At 37.1% G+C, this 18,991-nt stretch carries 16 protein-coding genes and 1 riboswitch; of the genes, 15 read left to right on the top strand and 1 reads right to left on the bottom strand.

What is annotated here, in order from left to right; translation table 11 throughout:
* Nucleotides 1-263 precede the first annotated feature (263 nt).
* On the bottom strand, nt 264-581 hold the full coding sequence (locus tag ACQKIM_RS19905; protein WP_427547306.1) for a thioredoxin family protein: 318 nt from the start codon (nt 579-581) through the stop codon (nt 264-266).
* Nucleotides 582-969: 388 nt separating this feature from the next.
* Between ACQKIM_RS19905 and ACQKIM_RS19900 the strand changes: the two genes are divergently transcribed.
* The 15 genes from ACQKIM_RS19900 to ACQKIM_RS19830 all read left to right on the top strand — a co-directional run bounded on the left by ACQKIM_RS19900 (nt 970) and on the right by ACQKIM_RS19830 (nt 18,421).
* The gene (locus ACQKIM_RS19900) at nt 970-3,354 is read left to right on the top strand and encodes a 3-hydroxyacyl-CoA dehydrogenase/enoyl-CoA hydratase family protein (protein WP_427547303.1); all 2,385 of its coding nucleotides are present in this window, start codon (nt 970-972) and stop codon (nt 3,352-3,354) included.
* Nucleotides 3,355-3,403: 49 nt separating this feature from the next.
* Nucleotides 3,404-4,576: an acetyl-CoA C-acetyltransferase gene (locus tag ACQKIM_RS19895; protein ID WP_427547301.1), complete on the top strand. Its 1,173-nt coding sequence runs from the start codon at nt 3,404-3,406 to the stop codon at nt 4,574-4,576.
* A gap of 127 nt (nt 4,577-4,703) precedes the next feature.
* Entirely contained in the window at nt 4,704-6,488 is a 1,785-nt protein-coding gene (locus ACQKIM_RS19890) for an acyl-CoA dehydrogenase family protein (RefSeq protein ID WP_427547299.1), read from the top strand.
* 288 nt (nt 6,489-6,776) lie between these two features.
* Nucleotides 6,777-7,133, top strand: coding sequence for an arsenate reductase family protein (locus ACQKIM_RS19885; protein WP_427547296.1), 357 nt, complete (start codon nt 6,777-6,779; stop codon nt 7,131-7,133).
* An 81-nt stretch (nt 7,134-7,214) separates the two neighbouring features.
* On the top strand, nt 7,215-7,595 hold the full coding sequence (gcvH, locus tag ACQKIM_RS19880) for a glycine cleavage system protein GcvH (RefSeq protein ID WP_004228227.1): 381 nt from the start codon (nt 7,215-7,217) through the stop codon (nt 7,593-7,595).
* A gap of 164 nt (nt 7,596-7,759) precedes the next feature.
* Nucleotides 7,760-8,101 carry a hypothetical protein gene (locus ACQKIM_RS19875; RefSeq protein WP_427547293.1) on the top strand — a complete coding sequence of 114 codons (342 nt, stop codon included), beginning with the start codon at nt 7,760-7,762 and terminating at the stop codon, nt 8,099-8,101.
* Nucleotides 8,102-8,115: 14 nt separating this feature from the next.
* Nucleotides 8,116-8,427 carry a thioredoxin family protein gene (locus tag ACQKIM_RS19870; protein WP_427547290.1) on the top strand — a complete coding sequence of 104 codons (312 nt, stop codon included), beginning with the start codon at nt 8,116-8,118 and terminating at the stop codon, nt 8,425-8,427.
* Between the two features lie 56 nt (nt 8,428-8,483).
* Nucleotides 8,484-8,587: riboswitch (SAM riboswitch) on the top strand.
* Nucleotides 8,588-8,670: 83 nt separating this feature from the next.
* Nucleotides 8,671-9,699, top strand: a complete 1,029-nt coding sequence (locus ACQKIM_RS19865) for a methionine ABC transporter ATP-binding protein (protein ID WP_427547319.1) — start codon at nt 8,671-8,673, stop codon at nt 9,697-9,699.
* Nucleotides 9,689-10,357 (top strand): methionine ABC transporter permease, encoded by a 669-nt coding sequence (locus ACQKIM_RS19860; RefSeq protein WP_427547288.1) that lies wholly within the window; start codon nt 9,689-9,691, stop codon nt 10,355-10,357. The genes ACQKIM_RS19865 and ACQKIM_RS19860 overlap by 11 nt, the downstream gene beginning before the upstream one ends.
* A gap of 62 nt (nt 10,358-10,419) precedes the next feature.
* Nucleotides 10,420-11,277: a MetQ/NlpA family ABC transporter substrate-binding protein gene (locus ACQKIM_RS19855; protein ID WP_427547286.1), complete on the top strand. Its 858-nt coding sequence runs from the start codon at nt 10,420-10,422 to the stop codon at nt 11,275-11,277.
* A 267-nt stretch (nt 11,278-11,544) separates the two neighbouring features.
* The gene (locus ACQKIM_RS19850) at nt 11,545-12,414 is read left to right on the top strand and encodes a response regulator (RefSeq protein ID WP_427547283.1); all 870 of its coding nucleotides are present in this window, start codon (nt 11,545-11,547) and stop codon (nt 12,412-12,414) included.
* Complete coding sequence (locus ACQKIM_RS19845; protein ID WP_427547281.1) at nt 12,411-13,457, top strand: HEAT repeat domain-containing protein; 1,047 nt, start codon at nt 12,411-12,413, stop codon at nt 13,455-13,457. Before ACQKIM_RS19850 ends, ACQKIM_RS19845 begins: the two co-directional genes overlap by 4 nt.
* Nucleotides 13,454-14,875 carry a glycosyltransferase family 2 protein gene (locus tag ACQKIM_RS19840; protein WP_427547278.1) on the top strand — a complete coding sequence of 474 codons (1,422 nt, stop codon included), beginning with the start codon at nt 13,454-13,456 and terminating at the stop codon, nt 14,873-14,875. Before ACQKIM_RS19845 ends, ACQKIM_RS19840 begins: the two co-directional genes overlap by 4 nt.
* Nucleotides 14,872-18,051 carry a hypothetical protein gene (locus tag ACQKIM_RS19835; RefSeq protein ID WP_427547275.1) on the top strand — a complete coding sequence of 1,060 codons (3,180 nt, stop codon included), beginning with the start codon at nt 14,872-14,874 and terminating at the stop codon, nt 18,049-18,051. Before ACQKIM_RS19840 ends, ACQKIM_RS19835 begins: the two co-directional genes overlap by 4 nt.
* Before the next feature lie 151 nt (nt 18,052-18,202).
* Nucleotides 18,203-18,421: a hypothetical protein gene (locus ACQKIM_RS19830; protein WP_427547272.1), complete on the top strand. Its 219-nt coding sequence runs from the start codon at nt 18,203-18,205 to the stop codon at nt 18,419-18,421.
* Nucleotides 18,422-18,991: the final 570 nt, after the last annotated feature.

Below are 18,991 nucleotides of genomic sequence, written 5' to 3'. Positions count from 1 at the left end.
TTCGCCACAGATCAGTAGCTCTTCTATGTCAATTATACAATTTTTTAGCCAGCTAATTATTGCTGTGTAGATAAGAAATCTGTTACTTGTGGCTGACGCTTCGCTTTCGCCACAGATCAGTAGCTCTTCTATGTCAATTATACAATTTTTTAGCCAGCTAATTATTGCTGTGTAGATAAGAAATCTGTTACTTGTGGCTGACGTTTCGCTTTCGCCACAGATTAGTACTCTTCTACAATAATAAAGCAATATAGCCCAGCTAATTATTGCTGTGCAGACAAGAAATCTGTTACTTGCTGAGGTGTTTTTGCATTAGCACTATGTAAGTGTGCTAATTTTTCACCGTTTTGGAAAATTAGTAGGCTTGGAATACCCATAACATCATATTTGTCTGCAATTTCTGGAAGCTCATCACGGTTCAGCTCGTACCAGTCATATTGGCTGTATTCTTCAATAATTGGATCGATGAACATATTCATACGTGTGCAATCGGGGCACCAGCCAGCGTAAAATTTCACTAGTACCTTTTGGTCACCTGAGATCAGTTCATTAAATTGTTCAGCAGTTGTAATTGTTTTCATTAGTATTTCACTCTCCTTGCTTTCCATTCTACACATTTTTTACGTATCCTGAAAGTTTTCTGTTTGGGATAATTGGTAGCTACTTATTGTCCTGTTTTTGCTCGTAAAAAACAAAAAAAGTTGTATATTGCAAAAATAAATGAAGAAAAAAGATTGCTAAATTAGACAAAATAATCTACACTAAAAACAGAAAAAGTAGTTTTATCTTCATTCGCTACCGATAATCGCTGAATGAAGATAGGTCTTGGTTGTATGTTACAGATGTTAGGCTGAATTAAGCTAGTCGTATGAAAAATCTGGACAAAAATACACAAAGGCAAACTTGATATTTTTTTGGCCAAAAAATGAATGGCTATTCATTCAATGGGAGAATAAGGGGGAAATGCTTGTGACTTACAATATTAAAAAAGCAGCTGTTCTAGGTTCAGGTGTTATGGGCTCTGGTATTGCTGCACATTTAGCAAACATCGGTATTCCAACACTATTATTAGACATTGCACCGAAGGAACTAACAGCAGAGGAAGAGGCAAAGGGCCTTTCTCTAGAACATCCTGCTGTAAGAAATCGTATTGTGAATGGAGCTCTTCAAAAGTTAGTAAAGCAAAAGCCAGCGCCACTTACTTCTAAGAAAAATTTATCACTACTAACGGTCGGCAACTTTGAGGATGATTTAGGGAAGTTAAAAGATGTAGATTGGATTATTGAAGTTGTCGTTGAAAATTTAGCGATTAAGCAAAGCCTATATGAAAAAATTGATGCTGTACGTACTTCAGGAACAATTGTTAGCTCAAACACTTCTGGTATCAGCATTAATGCAATGGCTGAAGGGCGCTCAGAAGATTTTCAAAAGCATTTCTTAGGCACTCACTTCTTCAATCCGCCACGCTATTTAAAATTACTTGAGGTCATTCCAGCCAATACCACAGCACCAGAGGTTGTAAGCTTTATGAAAACATTTGGCGAGGATGTACTTGGAAAAGGCGTGGTGCTTGCCAAGGATACACCAAACTTTATTGCCAACCGTATTGGTACATACGGTTTACTAATCACTTTACAAGAAATGGTAAAGGGGAAATATTCAGTCGGTGAGGTTGATTCTGTAACGGGTCCATTAATTGGGCGTCCCAAATCTGCAACCTTCCGTACTTTAGATGTTGTTGGTTTAGATACATTTATCCACGTAGCGAAAAATGTTTATGATCAAACTACTGGTGAAGAGCAGCAAGTATTTGCAGTACCAGAATTTTTACAGAAAATGGTGGAAAATGGCTGGCTGGGCGCAAAGTCTGGTCAAGGTTTCTTCTTAAAGCAAGGTAAAGAAATACTTGAAATTGACCCAGATACATTAGAGTATAGCCCAGTGAAAAAATTAAAAACTCCTTCTATTGAAATGGCAAAACAAACTCGTGGTCTAGCTAATAAGGTAAAAGCTTTAACATATGCCAAGGATCGTACAGGAGAATTACTATGGGGTATCTTCGCTCCAACACTTATTTACTCTGCACAGTTATATGGCGAAATCGCTGATGATATCGTAGCAATTGATAATGCGATGAAATGGGGCTTCGGCTGGCAGCAAGGTCCATTTGAAATATGGGATGCACTTGGCGTAAAAGATTCCGTCACAAAAATGGAGGCAGAGGGACGTGAAGTACCTGCATTTGTAAAAGAAATGTTAGCAAACGGCTTTGACACTTTCTATACAGAAATTGATGGTGACTTGGCATACTACAATGGTTCCGAGTATGTAAAAGTACCAGTAAATGAAAAGGAAATTAACTTAAAACGCTATAAGAAAAAGCATGGTGTTATTAAATCAAATACAGGTGCTAGCTTAATAGATTTAGGAGATGGTATTGCATTATTAGAATTCCATTCTCAGTCGAATGCAATTGGTTTAGATATAATCCAAATGATTAACTTTGCGGTGGATGAAGTAGAGACCAACTACAAGGGCCTAGTCATCGGTAATCAAGGAAAAAACTTCTGTGTTGGCGCTAATCTAGGCATGATTTTAGTAGAAGCACAGGATGATAATATTTTTGAGTTAGATTTCGTGATTAAAGCGTTCCAAGATGCGATGCAAAAAATTAAATATTCTCGTAAGCCTGTTGTCGCAGCACCGTTTGCTATGACACTTGGTGGTGGAGCAGAGGTATGCTTACCAGCTGCACATATTCAGGCAACGATGGAAACATATATGGGGTTAGTGGAAGTGGGCGTTGGCTTAATTCCAGGTGGAGGTGGTAATAAAGCACTCTATCAAAAATTCCTAAAAGGTTTACCGAATGGCGTCGAGATAGATTATCAACATATTGCTAATAAAGTATTTGAAAAGATTGCGATGGCAAAAGTTTCAACATCTGGTGAGGAAGCACGAGAAAACAACTTTTTAAACTTTGCAGATGGTATTTCTGTTAATTCGGACCATCAATTATATGACGCGAAGCAGGCAGCATTAGCGCTTTACGAATCAGGTTATCAACCACCTGTGCCAACAAAGGTGCCTGTGGTTGGTGCATCGGGCTACGGTACATTACTTATGGGAGCGCAAGGTATGTATGAGTCAGGCTTTATTAGTGAGCATGATTTAAAAATTGCTAAAAAGTTAGCATATGTTCTTGCAGGCGGTAAGGTTCCATACGGCACATTAGTCGATGAGCAGTATCTATTAAACTTGGAGCGTGAGGCATTCCTTAGCCTTGTTGCTGATCCACTTTCACAGCAAAGAATGCAGCACATGCTGTTAAAAGGGAAACCACTTCGTAACTAATGAACGAAATAGACAAATCTTGCACATGAAACAAAGGGGGATTAATACGATGCGTGAAGCCGTTATTGTAGCAGGAGCACGAACTCCAATTGGAAAAGCAAAAAAGGGTTCTTTAGCAACAGTGAGACCAGATGATTTTGGTGCCGTAGTTGTCAAAGAAACATTAAAAAGAGCTGGCTATGAAGGGCCGATTGATGATTTGATTTTAGGCTGTGCTATGCCGGAAGCTGAGCAGGGGATGAATGTAGCGCGCAGTATTGGCGCACTAGCAGGATTACCAGATACAACACCAGCACTAACAATAAATAGATTCTGTTCATCAGGCTTACAAGCCATTGCTTATGCAGCAGAACGAATTATGCTGGGTCATTCGAAGGCGATACTTGCTGGTGGCGTCGAGTCAATGAGTATGGTGCCAATGGTGGGAAATACACCACGTTTGAATCCGACTTTAGCTGAAACGGCTCCTCGTTATTATATGGGAATGGGGCATACAGCAGAGGAAGTCGCACGTCAATACAATGTTAGTCGAGAAGATCAAGATGCCTTTGCTGTTCGCTCGCATGCGCTTGCTGAGAAGGCGATTAAAGAAGGTAAATTCAATGATGAGATTGTTCCTATAGAGGTGGAGCAGCATTTCGTGGATGCTAACAATAAACCACAAGTGAAGAAATTCACGTTTAGTATGGATGAAGGTGTACGTCCAGGTACATCTTCAGAAGGTTTAGCAAAACTACGTCCAGCTTTCCATGTAAAAGGTAGTGTGACTGCTGGTAATGCCTCTCAAACATCTGATGGAGCAGCAGCTGTACTAGTGATGGATCGTGAGGAGGCTGATAAGCAAGGACTGACGCCAATGGCAAAATTCCTAGGCTTTGCAGTTGGGGGCGTACCACCTGAAGTAATGGGTATTGGGCCGATTGTGGCAGTGCCAAAAGCGTTAGAAATTGCAGGATTATCAATAGATGATATTGATCTATGGGAAATCAACGAAGCTTTTGCGTCACAATCATTACAGGTTGTACGTCATTTAGGTATTGATCAAGATAAAGTAAATGTGAATGGCGGAGCAATCGCATTAGGTCATCCACTAGGCGCAACTGGAGCTATTTTAACATTAAAGCTTATTCATGAATTGAAGCGTCAAGGTAAGAAATATGGAGTTGTAACAATGTGTATTGGCGGCGGTATGGGTGCTGCAGGCGTATTTGAAATTCTGTAGTAATTGCTAGATAAGCTTGAGGTGTACTGTTTACGGTTGCCTCCGAACATGTATATTTCAAGCTTTTCTATATAGGAACATTAGGGGATTAAACAATCGAAAATGGATATATTGGGAGGAATTAATCATGACAGAAAAAACAACGGATTTCATTAAAGGCGGCGGATTTCTTGTTGAAGATGTGGAATTAGATCGTGTGTTTACACCTGAAGATTTCACAGATGAGCATAAAATGATTGCAAAAACGACAGAAGAATATGTAACAAATGAAGTGCTACCAGTCGTTGAAAACTTAGAGCATCATGAATTCGAGCATTCAGTTCGTCTTCTGAAAAGTGCTGGGGAGCTAGGTTTACTAGGTGCAGATGTACCTGAAGAATATGAGGGCTTAGGATTAGACAAAGTATCTTCTGCCTTAATCGCAGAAAAAATGTCAGTTGCGGGTGGTTTCTCAATTACGCATGGTGCACATGTGGGTATTGGTTCATTACCAATTGTATTGTTTGGTAATGAAGAGCAAAAGCAAAAATACTTACCAAAGCTAGCTTCCGGTGAATTAATTGCTGCCTACGCATTAACAGAGCCAGGTTCTGGTTCTGATGCATTAGGGGCAAAAACGACTGCAAAACTAAATGATGCAGGCACTCATTATATTCTAAATGGTGAAAAGCAATGGATTACAAATGCAGGCTTTGCAGACGTATTTGTTGTGTACGCTAAAATCGATGGCGATAAATTCTCTGCATTTATCGTAGAACGTGCATTTAACGGTGTTTCAGTGGGGCCTGAAGAGAAGAAAATGGGGATTAAATCTTCATCCACTCGTACATTAGTGTTAGAAGATGCAGAAGTACCTGCAGAAAATCTATTAGGTGAAATCGGCCGAGGACACGTAATTGCCTTTAATATTTTAAATATTGGTCGTTATAAACTAGGTGTTGGTACAATTGGCGGATCTAAACGCGCATTAGAGCTGGCGATTCAATATACAAACCAACGTCAGCAATTTAAAACAAAGCTATCTGATTTCAATCTTACAAAAGAGAAATTATCAACAATGGCTTCTCAATTGTATGCTTCTGAATCATTAAATTATCGGACTGTTGGTCTATTTGAGGATCGTTTAAGTCAGTTAAGCCCTGAAGAGCAAAAGCAAGGAAAAGTAATTGCAGGTGCTATCGCTGAATATGCAATTGAATGCTCTATTGCGAAAGTATTTGGATCAGAAACATTAGACTATATTGCAGATGAAGCAGTACAACTTCATGGCGGTTATGGCTTTATGGCTGAATATGAGGTAGAGAGAATTTATCGCGATTCTCGTATTAATCGAATTTTTGAAGGAACAAATGAAATTAACCGTATGATTGTACCAGGTACATTTATGAAGAAGGCATTAAAGGGTGAGCTTCCATTATTACAAGTGGCTCAAAATTTACAGCAAGAGCTGCTTATGCTAATGCCTGAAGATATTGGTACAGAGCCACTAGCACAAGAAAAATATCTAGTGAAAAATGCAAAGAAAATCGCAGTATTAGCTGCAGGCTTAGCAGCACAACGCTTTGGTCCGAAGCTTGATCAAGAGCAAGAGGTATTGGTGAATATTGCGAATATCGCTAACCAATTATTTGCGATGGAGTCAGCTGTATTACGTACTGAGAAAGCAATTGCACGTGATGGTGCTGAAAAAGCACAGCAAAAATTACTGTATACGCAAATCTTCTGTCAGGAAGCATTTGCAGAAATTGAAAAAGAGGCAAAAGATACAATTCTTGCTTCAGCGGACGGAGATGCAGCGCGCATGACGCTATCTGCACTACGTAAGCTAACACGCAACAATCCTTACAACTTAATCGCGAAGAAACGTGAAGCATCTGTTAAGTTGATTGACGCAGAAAAATATGTAGTGTAATAAATAAAACAGCCTAGCTATCTTTAATTGGATAGCTGGGCTTTTTATGGTTGAGACGGATAGAATTCAGAGAGTAACGGATAGATTTACAAAAGTGACTGATAGAAACATCGAAGTGACGGATAGAATTAAGAAAGAGATGGATAGACTGTAGTGGAGTCTGGATTTTGGGGAGAGAACAGCTAAAACTGTTTCATTTTGGTTTGTAAGGTTATGATGGTATACTACAGAAAATGAGGAAGACACAGAAAATTCAGTGTCCTAAAAAGAAAGTAGAGGAGCCTTTCAATGACGATTCAATTTATCCAATATCCAAAATGTACAACTTGTAAGAAAGCGCAAAAATGGCTAAACGACAATGATATAGCGTATGAAGAGATACACATTGTAGAACAACCACCTACAAAGAACGAATTAACTAAGCTATGGCAAACAAGCGGAATACCACTGAAAAAGTTTTTTAATACGTCTGGCATGAAGTATAGAGAGCTTGGTTTGAAGGACAAACTTGCTGATATGACTGAGGAGGAGCAGCTCGAGCTACTTGCTTCTGATGGTATGTTAATCAAACGTCCAATCGTTACTGATGGTAAAAAAGTAACTTTAGGGTTTAAAGAATCTGATTTTGAGCAAGCTTGGAAATAGCCGTAATTATCCTTGTTTTTATAGTAGAAGTATGGCAAACTGAAAGTGAATATATTACATATTTATGGAGGGGTTTTTTGCATGAGCACACCTAAAGACTTACGATACTCTGAAGAACATGAATGGGTAAAAGTAGAAGATGGAAAAGTACGTATCGGTATTACTCACTTCGCACAATCTGAATTAGGAGATATCGTTTTCGTTGAGCTTCCACAAGTCGGCGATGAAATCAAAACAGACGATCCATTCGGTAGCGTAGAATCAGTGAAAACTGTTTCTGAATTATATGCACCAATCTCAGGTACAGTAGTTGAAGTAAATGCAGATTTAGAAGATAGCCCAGAATTCGTTAATGAATCACCATATGAAAAAGCTTGGATGATCGTTGTTGAGCCTGCTGATGCATCAGAAGTTGAAAAGCTTATGACAGCAGAGCAATACGAAGAAATGATCGCTGAATAAGACAAGCCCTAATAGAAAAACGTCGGCATTTACCGACGTTTTTTATTATCTTCATGGCTGGTAAGATAGTTTGCTTCTCAATGGGTGTCTAACATTACCATCGTTAGTGCTTAATTGATATAATGATTATAAGGAAAAGGGATATGTCTAATGGGGGTGGCGTGATGTTCGAGGGAAAATGCTTAATTGTTGAAGGCCGTTCGGATAAGCTTCAAATTGAACCTATTTTAAGTGAAGATGTCACAATACTTTGTACGAATGGTACAATTGGTGTGCATCAATTAGAAGTGTTGCTTGATCCATATGAAGGCTGTGAGCTTTATACATTTTTTGATGCAGATCCATCAGGAGATAAGCTGCGGGCATTAATGGACAGACATTATCCAGAGGCAGAGCATTTACGTACAATGCCAACGTATAAAGAAGTCGAGACAACTCCAAGAAAGATATTAGCAATGATATTGCTACGAGCACATTTCTCAATCCATAATCAATTTATTTTGTAAGGTTGCGTGAAAAAATGGAAGAATGGTCAAAAGAGCAGTGGGTCGCGGCTATCCAGTCGGGGGAAAGAGCTGCCTTTTATTTATATACACCTTTGTGTGGTACATGTGCTGTAGCATCGAAAATGATGATGATTGTTGAGCAATTACTGCCTAAGCTTCAAATCGGCAAAGCAAACCTAAATTTTGTTGAGGAGATTGCTTTAGATCACGAAATCGAGAGTGTACCTTGTCTACTCGTCTGTGATGGCGGAAAAGTGACAGAAAAAATCTATGCTTTTCAATCCGTACCATTTTTATACGAATTGTTAAAAAAATCAATTGACTGAAGTTTGCTAGCATGGTAAAGTAACAAATAGATTACTAAAACATTAAATATATCGAACTCTTATGAAGAGTGGCGGAGGGAAGTGCCCTATGAAGCCCGGCAACCATCACAAAGTGAAAAGGTGCCAAATCACCCAAAGATTTATCTTTGAAAGATGAGAGAACGGTTGAGCGTATAAATACGTGACCCCTTCTACTTGTCTGTGAGTGAAGGGGTTTTCTATATGAGAAAAGGAGTATTCGCTATGATCCAGCTTCAAAATATTACGAAGAAATACAAAACCGCAAATGGCGAATTAACAGCAGTCAAAGACGTAAACCTTTCCATTAATAAAGGTGAAATATTTGGCATTATCGGCTATAGTGGCGCTGGTAAAAGTACGATGATTCGTTTATTGAACGGCTTAGAAAAGCCTACATCTGGTACGGTGAAGGTTAACAATCAAGAGTTTTCATCTATAAAGGGGCAAAAGCTCAGAGATGCTAGACAAAAGGTAAGTATGATTTTCCAGCATTTTAATCTACTATGGTCTAGAACCGTTGCTGAAAATATCGCTTTTCCACTAGAAATCGCAGGTGTTTCAAAGGCACAGCGTGATGCACGTGTGAAAGAATTGATTACCCTTGTTGGTTTAGATGGACGTGATCAGGCGTATCCATCACAGCTATCGGGTGGTCAAAAGCAACGTGTCGGTATTGCTAGAGCGCTAGCCAATAATCCAGAGGTTTTATTATGTGATGAGGCAACCTCAGCACTTGATCCAGAGACTACGGATGCAATCTTGGATTTACTTGTTGATATTAACGAGCGTTTAGGATTAACAATTGTGTTAATTACACATGAAATGCACGTTATTCGTAAAATCTGTCATCGTGTAGCAGTAATGGAGGCAGGAGAAATAGTAGAACGTGGTGAGGTTTTACAAGTATTTCAAGCACCACAAGCCACTATTACGAAAAAATTTGTGTCTCAAATTACAGATACAAAGGAAACGCAGGAGACGGTTGCACAAATAAAAGCAAATTATCCAACTGGACAACTTGTTAAGCTAATTTTTGTCGGCGAAAAAACAGAGCAACCTGTTATTTCACACCTCGTCAAGCACTTTGATGTAGAAGTCAGTATTGTGCATGGTAATATCTCTCAAACGAAAAACGGTGCTTACGGTACACTTATTGTGCAAATTGATGGTACAGAGGCAAATGTTGCTGATGCATTAGGTTACTTAAATACAGTCGAAGTACAAACGGAGGTGATTTCAAATGCTAACTAATCTCTTTCCGAATGTCGACTGGGAGCGAATGTGGACAGCTACCTATGAAACATTGTATATGACTGCTTTTTCAACCGTAGTAACATTCATCCTTGGATTAGTAATTGGAATCGTATTATTTTTAACAAGTCCACATCAACTTTGGGCTAATAAGATTGTTAATTTTTTAACAGGATCACTCGTAAATATTTTCCGTTCACTTCCATTTATCTTGTTAATTATTTTATTAATTCCATTTACGAAATTCTTGTTCGGCACAATCCGAGGTGCCAATGCTGCGTTGCCAGCACTAATTATTGGTGCTGCACCATTCTATGCACGTATGGTATTAATTGCATTACGTGAAATTGATAAAGGGGTAATCGAGGCAGCCCGATCTATGGGTGCTAAAACTTCTACTATTATATGGAAGGTGTTAATTCCGGAATCATTACCAGCACTTATTTCAGGTATTACTGTAACAGCTGTCGCACTTGTTGGGTATACAGCTATGGCTGGAATTATTGGTGCAGGCGGGTTAGGAAACTTAGCTTTCTTGGACGGCTTCCAACGTAATCGCTCTGATGTGACATTAATGGCAACTATTCTAATCTTAGTAGTCGTATTTATTATTCAATGGATAGGCGATATGATTACTGCTAAAACAGATAAACGTTAAAGGTTATTTCGGTTTTCTACCGTTAACATATTTTTGAACAAAATAAAAGGGAGTGTAATAAAATGAAGAAGTTATTAGCGGGATTATTCTTATCAGTATTAGTACTAGCTTTAGCTGCTTGTGGTGCTGGTAAAAAAGATGATGCAAGCTCAGGTGCATCAACAGAAGATAAAACAGATAGTAAAGAAAATGTAACATTAACAGTAGGTGCTTCAAATACACCACACGCAGTTATCTTAGAAAAAGCAAAACCGATTTTAGCTGAACAGGGTATTGATCTTAAAATTGAAACGTATACAGATTATGTATTACCTAACCAAGATTTAGACTCTAAAACACTTGATGCTAACTATTTCCAACATATTCCTTATTTAGAGCTTCAAATTAAAGACAATGGCTATGATTTCGTAAATGCAGGTGGTGTTCACATTGAGCCAATCGGCATCTACTCTAAAAAATATAAAACACTTGATGAACTACCAGAGGGCGCAACAATTCTACTTTCTAGCTCAGTTGCAGACCACGGTCGTATGCTTTCATTATTGGAAGCTAAGGGCTTAATTAAACTAAAAGACGGCATTGATAAAACAGCAGCAGAGCTTAAAGATATCGCTGAAAATCCTAAAAACTTCAAATTCGATGCAAATACTGCTCCTGAAATGCTTGTACAAATGTACGAAAATAATGAAGGTGATGCGGTACTAATTAACTCTAACTTTGCAATCGATAATGGCTTAAACCCAGTTAATGATTCAATTGCTCTTGAAGATAAAGAGTCTCCGTATGTGAATATTATTGCTGTTCGTGCTGGAGATGAAACAAAGGAAGAAATTAAAAAATTATTAGAAGTTCTAACATCAAAAGAAATCCAAGACTTCATCCTTGAGGAATGGAAAGGTTCGGTTGTACCAGTTCAATAATTTAATATTTTTTAAAAGGGTATGTGAGTGATAAAGCTTACATGCCTTTTTTGTTGTTGGGATTTTAGTCGTAATAAAATCAATTTTTTGAAGAGTAAATCAAAAGAATATTATATTTTGACAGAGAAGAAATGATATTTCCAATAATTTTGTATAGAAATTGAGTAGTGAATTTATTACTATAGTTCTGTTGTTTATGTACGAAATAAATGATAGAAAATAGTAAGAGATTGAAATACCTCTTATATCAATATTGGAGTGATACCAATGACTAAAATAATGAGTACAGAAGATGTCATGCAGGAGCATGAAGTTAAACGATATTTTGAAATTTGGCGTGAAAGTGTTTTACGATCACGACTTACGTTTACGGCAGTTTTTTTAAAATTAGTGCATCCCTCACAGGGGCCAACCATTCATAATAAAATGACTACCTTTTTACAATTAAAAATCCGCAAAACAGATTTACTTTTTCAATTAGCAGATGGAGAGCATTGGGGAATATTTTTTTTACAGAGTAGTGATGTAGAGGCAAAAGCCTTTCTGAATCGGATATTTGCTATTTTAAAAGAAGAGAAGGCATTTAATCGTATAACATTAAAAGCATCTATAACGGAAATTAGAAATAATAGTGTAGATTTTGAAACATTGATAGCCAAAAATAAGCAAAGATTAGCAGATAATGAACTTTCAACATGGTCCATAGTACAAGTTGAGGATTATCGTGAGCAATCAAATGAGCAGGTGAAGGTAAGTATCCTTGAACAAAATCCTATTTTTAGAAAAGTACTTGAGTCCACTCTTAACCAATTAGATATTCCTCATTTTACATTAGCAGTAACTGCCTATGAAGATGGCTATAGCTTTTTACAGTCCGATACCTATAAAACTGGACATATGCATTTAATTGTCATGAATGATATTTTACCTCGTAAAAATGGTTTAGAAATTCTTCACATTTTACGAAATATGCCTAATGAAAAAAAATTTATAATATATATGCTGTCAGAGCGAAATTCCGAAATAGCCGCACTAAATGCTTATGAAGGTGGCGTTGATGAATATATTGTCAAACCATTTAATTTGCGTTTGCTAGAGGCAAAAATTAAACGAACTTTGGCGAGGTTTTGGCTATGATAGTGCTATCCATTTCTTTTCTTCTAACTATAATAGCCATATTATTAGTAGTACTTTTTTTCTTTATGATGTATTTAATTTTCCAGCGTCAACGAGAGAGTTTGTTTAAAAAAAGACGGGACAACTATTTACAAAACTATTCACAGTTATGGTATAACTATTTGTTTAATGATGAGCCTTTCTCAATGGTGCTTGTCCCTCGTGGAAAGGCACAGGTAGAAGCAATTGAGAAGATTTTTTCCTCGTATTTAAAAAATTTAATGAATGAAAACGTGGAGAAGATCATTAAAGATTTTTCTAATCTTTACTTAAAAAAGTTCTATGAGCAGGATTTGTCAAGTAAGCACTGGAGTATTAGAATGAATGCCTTATATCGAATTGCAGATTTACAGATCGATGAATTGCTAGAAACATGTCAGCAATTTGAGAAATCAAAAATTTCAGAGGAGGAATATTTTCAGCTGTTAAAAATATATTCACTCTTTCAACCAGATTTGTTTATGGAAAAAATTAAAGGTCAAAATGCGATGTATTCTGAAAGTGAATATAGAAGATTGTTTGTATTGCTAGAGGATGATGTATTTATTCGTTTTTTTGATGAGTTTGATAACTGGCCTCTCAGTATTCGATTTGCAGTCATTGATACTGCAGCGGTAAAAAGAAACATGCAGTATATTGATAAACTCAAGCATTTATTAACCTCTGATATTGCTGAAATAAAAATACGTGCACTAAAAGGTCTATTTGAAATAGGGATAATTGATGAAATTGACTCCTATATCCCTTTTGTGACATCCGATATGTGGGAAGCTAGATTAATGGTTGCGAAAATTTTTAAACATGCGCCTCTAACTTATACTTATGCTTATTTAGAGCAGCTTCTTCAGGATGAAAATTGGTGGGTTCGCTCACAGGCAGCGAAGACAATTGCAGAGGATCGACAAGGAATCGAAAAATTACAAGAATTCATTGATTCCTCAAACGACCCATATGCAATCGAAAGAGCGCAAGAAATAGCTGCAAGAAAGCAGGGAGACAAATGAAGTTTTTAGATTTTTGTATGTGGTTCTTTGGCAGTGTTATTTTGTTTTACATGCTGTTTGTTATTACTTCTTACTGTACAATGTTCGTTATTGCGATGCTGGATTTACGGAAGCGCTATAGGTTAGATCCCTCTGAATATGATGATGCACATATTGATGCCTTTTATTCTAAACCGGTATCATTACTTGTCCCAGCTTATAACGAGGAGGTAGGGGTAGTAGATACTGTCTATTCATTGTTAAATTTACGATATCCGCAGACTGAAATTATTATTATCAACGACGGATCTACTGATACGACACTGCAAACCGTGATTGAGCATTTTCAGATGAAGTCTGTTAATAAAATTGTGCAAACCAATATTCCAACGAAGCAGGTAAGACAAATTTATGAATCTCAAATATATAAGAATTGTATTTTAGTAGATAAGGAAAATGGAGGTAAGGCAGATGCATTAAATGTAGGTATTAATGTATCTCAATATCCATATTTTTGCTCCATTGACGGTGATTCTATTTTAGATGAAAAATCCTTGCTCCGTGTGATGAAGCCTATTATATTATCAGATGGTGAAGTGATTGCGGCAGGGGGAAATATTCGTATTGCTAATGGTGCTAAGATGCAGCTTGGCTCTATTTATGAAACACAATTACCGAATAATTACTTAGTCATTATGCAAATAATCGAATATTTACGAGCGTTTTTAATGGGAAGAATCGCTTTAAGTAAATTTAATCTTGTGCTTATTATTTCGGGAGCCTTCAGTGTTTTTTCTAAGAAATGGGCTGTTGAAGCAGGAGGCTATTCAACGAATATTATTGGAGAAGATATGGAGCTGGTTGTAAACATTCATCGCCTTATTAAGGAGAAAAAAGAAAGTAAACGCATTGAATTTGTACCAGACCCGGTATGTTGGACAGAGGCACCACAAACATTAGCGGTGCTACGAAATCAGCGAAGACGTTGGCATCAAGGATTGTTTGAAAGTCTGTGGAAGCATAAGAAAATGACGTTAAATCCTAGATATGGCCTGATAGGTTTTATTTCATTTCCGTATTTTTGGCTTATAGAATGTTTAGGGCCAATAGTGGAGTTAGGCGGATATATATATATTGTTATCGCATTTTTCTTAGGGAAAATTTATTATGAGATGGCGGTAATGCTCTTATTACTTTTTGTTATATACGGTGTGATTTTTTCGGTAGCTTCCATCTTATTTGAGGCCTGGAGCATGAATACTTTTCCGAAAAAAAGAGAGCTTTTACGCATGATACTTTTAGCATTTACAGAAATCTTTTGGTATCGACCACTTACTCTTTTGTGGCGTTGTGAGGGGTTACTTCGATTTATTCGAGGAAAAAGTGATTGGGGTAATATGAAGCGTGTCGGCATTGCTGAGAAGGAGAAAAGTGTATGAAGCGAATTTATGTAGGGGTTATCATTCTTCTATTTCTTATTATTACGCCTATAGTATTGTGGTATTTGGATGAAGATAAACCATTAAACGTCGCAATTTTAGATAAAACAGTTCCAAATGAAACCTATCGAGAACATCTAGGGGTGAATTGGTTTTTAAATCATTATAAGTATACATATGATGGTCAACCATATGATTTAGAAAATGATTACTATGGTACAATTCCAGAGGAAAAAGCAAAACAGGTTACAGAAAAAAAGTTTCCAACTGACTATAGTAATTATGATGTTATTTATCTGGCTGATACGTATGGTGTTTATAAAGATGATTTATATGAAGAGAAGCGCCTTGGTCAACGTTCTGAAAAAATTGTTGGCGGATTAGAAATGGAAGAATGGCAATCCATTGTTGCTCGATTAGCAAATAAAAAGAAAAGTATGCTAATTGCAGAATATAATACATTTGCTTCACCAACATCGGAGGCTGTTCGAAAAGAGCTGCAGGATTATTTAGGTATCTCATGGTCTGGATGGATTGGACGTTATTTTGATGAACTAGACTATCATAAGAATTTAGAAATTCCACAATGGGTCATTGATGAGCATGGTGATAGTTGGCCCTATAAAGGTGGAGGCTTTTTACTATTTAATGAAAAAACAGAGAAGCTGCTTGTTTTAGAATTGGACAAGCATGTAAAAACGGAAGGCATTCAAGTACAGTTTACCAAAAAGGGAGAAAAATTCTTTAATTCCTCAGCAAGTGCTGACTATGGCTATTGGTTTGATATTATTACCCCTAAATATAAAGAGGATGCACTGGCAAATTATGAATGGGACTTAACTCAAGAAGGAATTAAGCTCTTAACGGAAAACAATATTCCAGAGCAATTTGCAGCAATCGTATCTCAAAATAAGCAGTATACGACAAGTTATTATTTTGCAGGAGATTTTAATGATGTATCTCGTGCTCCTAGTCTTTATAAAATAAAAGGACTTCCGACTATTTATAAATATGCAGAGAAGTTTGCAGATAGCTCCTTCTACTGGTCTATCTATATCCCTGTCATGCATAAAATATTTGATGAATTTGAACACAAAGTGATTCAAGAAACAGTTAATCAAGAAACGTTTAACTACATTGCTCGAGTCCAAGGACAATCCTTTGAAGTTTTAAAGGATGGAAAATGGGAACCGATTGTCTTTAAGGGTGTGAATATTGGAATGGGGAAACCAGGAGCATTTCCTGGTGAAGCCGCTATTACTGAAGAAGAGTATTATCAATGGTTCCAGCAAATTGCTGAAATGAATGCAAATACGATTCGTGTCTATACATTACATCCACCAGGTTTTTATCGGGCACTTTCGAAATATAATGAGAAAAATCCAGGTAAACCATTGTATATCCTGCATGGTGTGTGGATTAATGAGGAAGGCTTAGCAGAATCTTTGGATGCTTACAATGAAGAGACGTTAAAGGATTTCCAATTGGAAATGAAGCGCATGGTAGATGTTATCCACGGTAATATGTATGTTGAACCGAAGGTGGGCCATGCCTCAGGATTATATGATGTAGATGTATCAAAATATGTTATTGGGTGGGTATTGGGAATTGAATGGTACCCTCAAATGGTTGTTGGTACAAATGAAAAGCATGCAACGATTGGCCAATACAATGGGATGTATTTTGAAACGAAAAATGCAACACCATTTGAGCATTGGTTAGCGCAACAAATGGACTTAATTACTGTATATGAAAAGGACAAATACAATTGGTTACGCCCAATGAGCTTTACAAACTGGGTAACAACTGATTTACTCAAGCATCCATCTGAGCCATCTGAGGATGAAGATTTAGTAGGAGTTAATCCAAATGTTATTTATACAAAAGGCGAGATGCAGTCACCTGGACAATTTGCTTCATATCATGTTTATCCATATTATCCAGACTTCTTTAACTTCGATAAAAACTATTTAAATTATGTAGATTTTCGAGGAAATAAAAATAGTTATGCTGGCTATTTAAAAGAGTTGCATGAGGCTCATCGTATGCCAGTGCTAATTGCGGAATTTGGCATTCCTGCCTCTCGCGGTAAGACACATGAAAATGTATATGGATGGAATCAGGGACATATGTCTGAACAGGCACAGGGTGAAACGCTTCAACATTTATTTGAAGATATTATGCATGAGAAATTGCTAGGAGGGCTTGTCTTTACATGGCAAGACGAATGGTTTAAGCGAACATGGAATACGATGGATTATGATGACCCAAATCGCCGCCCATTTTGGTCTAATGCACAAACGAATGAACAGCAATTTGGTTTATTAAGCTTTGATAGATTAAAAGTAAAAGTAGATGGCGATACAGAGGAGTGGAGAGGTACACAATTATATGATACTTCACCATCTGATTCTACCGATTTTGCTGTTGATTATGATGAGAAATATTTGTATGTCAAAATTAAAAGTGATGCTTTACAAAAAAACTCGCCTCGTATTTTACTTGATGTAGTACCGGAGCAAGGAAATACATCGGCAACATCTATAAAAGATATGACATTTTCAAATGGTGTAGATTTTATAGTGGAATTAAATAAAGATGGAAATTCTCATGTGGTCATTGATGAATATTACGATTTTTATGATTATTTCTATGGATATCGCTTAAAAATGATTCCTCCTCGAATGGCAGCTATCACAAAAAATAGTGGGAAATTTGCACCGATTCACTATGTTTTAAATAAACAGCTATATTTACCAGAGCAAAACATCACAACTGACTTTAGTGCTTATGAAACGGGAAAATTACTTCAGGGAAATGCCAACCCTGAAGCAAAAAATTATAATTCTTTGGTGGATTACACTTGGACAGAGAATAATGTGATTGAGCTACGTCTCCCTTGGCTACTCATTCAATCAAAAGATCCAAGTCAGCGTGAGTTTATGGGAGATTTATATAAAAATGGTGAAAAGGCTTCTGTGAAAGTTGACAATATTTTCATTGGTGCTTTATTTGTAGATAAAGAGGGTAAGGTTATTCAATCCTTACCACAGGCCAAAAACCATGTTTTACCTCCACTAACAGCTTATTCGTGGGAAAAATGGGAAACTCCAAAATATGAAGAGCGGTTAAAGCAATCCTATTTCATATTGCAAAAGCTATTTAAAGAGTACTAAAGGACTTAGGGTAGGTAGTTTCTACCCTAAGTCATGTTGTTGAAATACTATTATGTCAATGACATCAAGGTGACAAATTAAAAAGTATAGCCCTTTTTCAAAACGAGGGGTTGATCTCCGTTCCGACTGAGTGCTTTCCTGGGGGCGTCCGATGAGCCGCTTCACTCGCGTAGCTCGCTCCAGGGTCTCATCTGTGACGCTGAATCCCCAAGGAGTCACTCAGTCTACACTCCAATCAACCTTTGCTCATCGTATTTTCTATTGGCATTCCACACAAATGTATAGTGATAAGTTTGAATTCTTAGCCATCACTATTTTGCGCAAAAATGTAGCTTTGATAACATTTTTCAATGCGAAAGCAGAGCGGTAGCAATAAGTGGCTTTATGTAAAGCAACAAAATGATTCTATACATAAAGTGTAGGGCAACAACTATAGAATTGTGCCATTATATCCATTTAATGATGGTGAGTAACATACTTTTACTTTACTTTTGAGGGAAGAAAATATTTAAAGTTCTACACTATTATTGATTGGAGTGCAAGGCTACTCGACTCCCGTGGGATAGCGAGACAGACGAGACCCTGCACGGAGCGTCAGCGCAGGAAGCGGCTCGTCGTTCGCCCACAGGAAAGCGAGTAGCCTGGAACGGAGATCATCTTCATTTGACTTAGGAGTGTTCACAAAGAGTACCTTGACCATATAGTTTTTCAACACTATGACTTAGGGTAGGTAGTTTCTACCCTAAGTTTTTTCATTTTTCAAGAGATGTTACTCTTTTCAAATAGAAAAAGATTTCTTAGTCAATAATTTGGTAATATTCATATGTTTTATAGATGTGTTGAATTATTAATCGACAAAATAATTGCTAGAAATATTCATGGAAAATTAATGAAAATATAAATTTATGTAGTAAATTGTAGGAAAAAGATAGTTCTAAAG

The organism is Lysinibacillus sp. NPDC047702 (assembly GCF_050272555.1).
Lineage (GTDB): Bacteria > Bacillota > Bacilli > Bacillales_A > Planococcaceae > Lysinibacillus.
The sequence above is the reverse complement of the archived record's forward strand: the minus strand, read 5'-3'. Positions and strand labels throughout refer to the sequence as shown.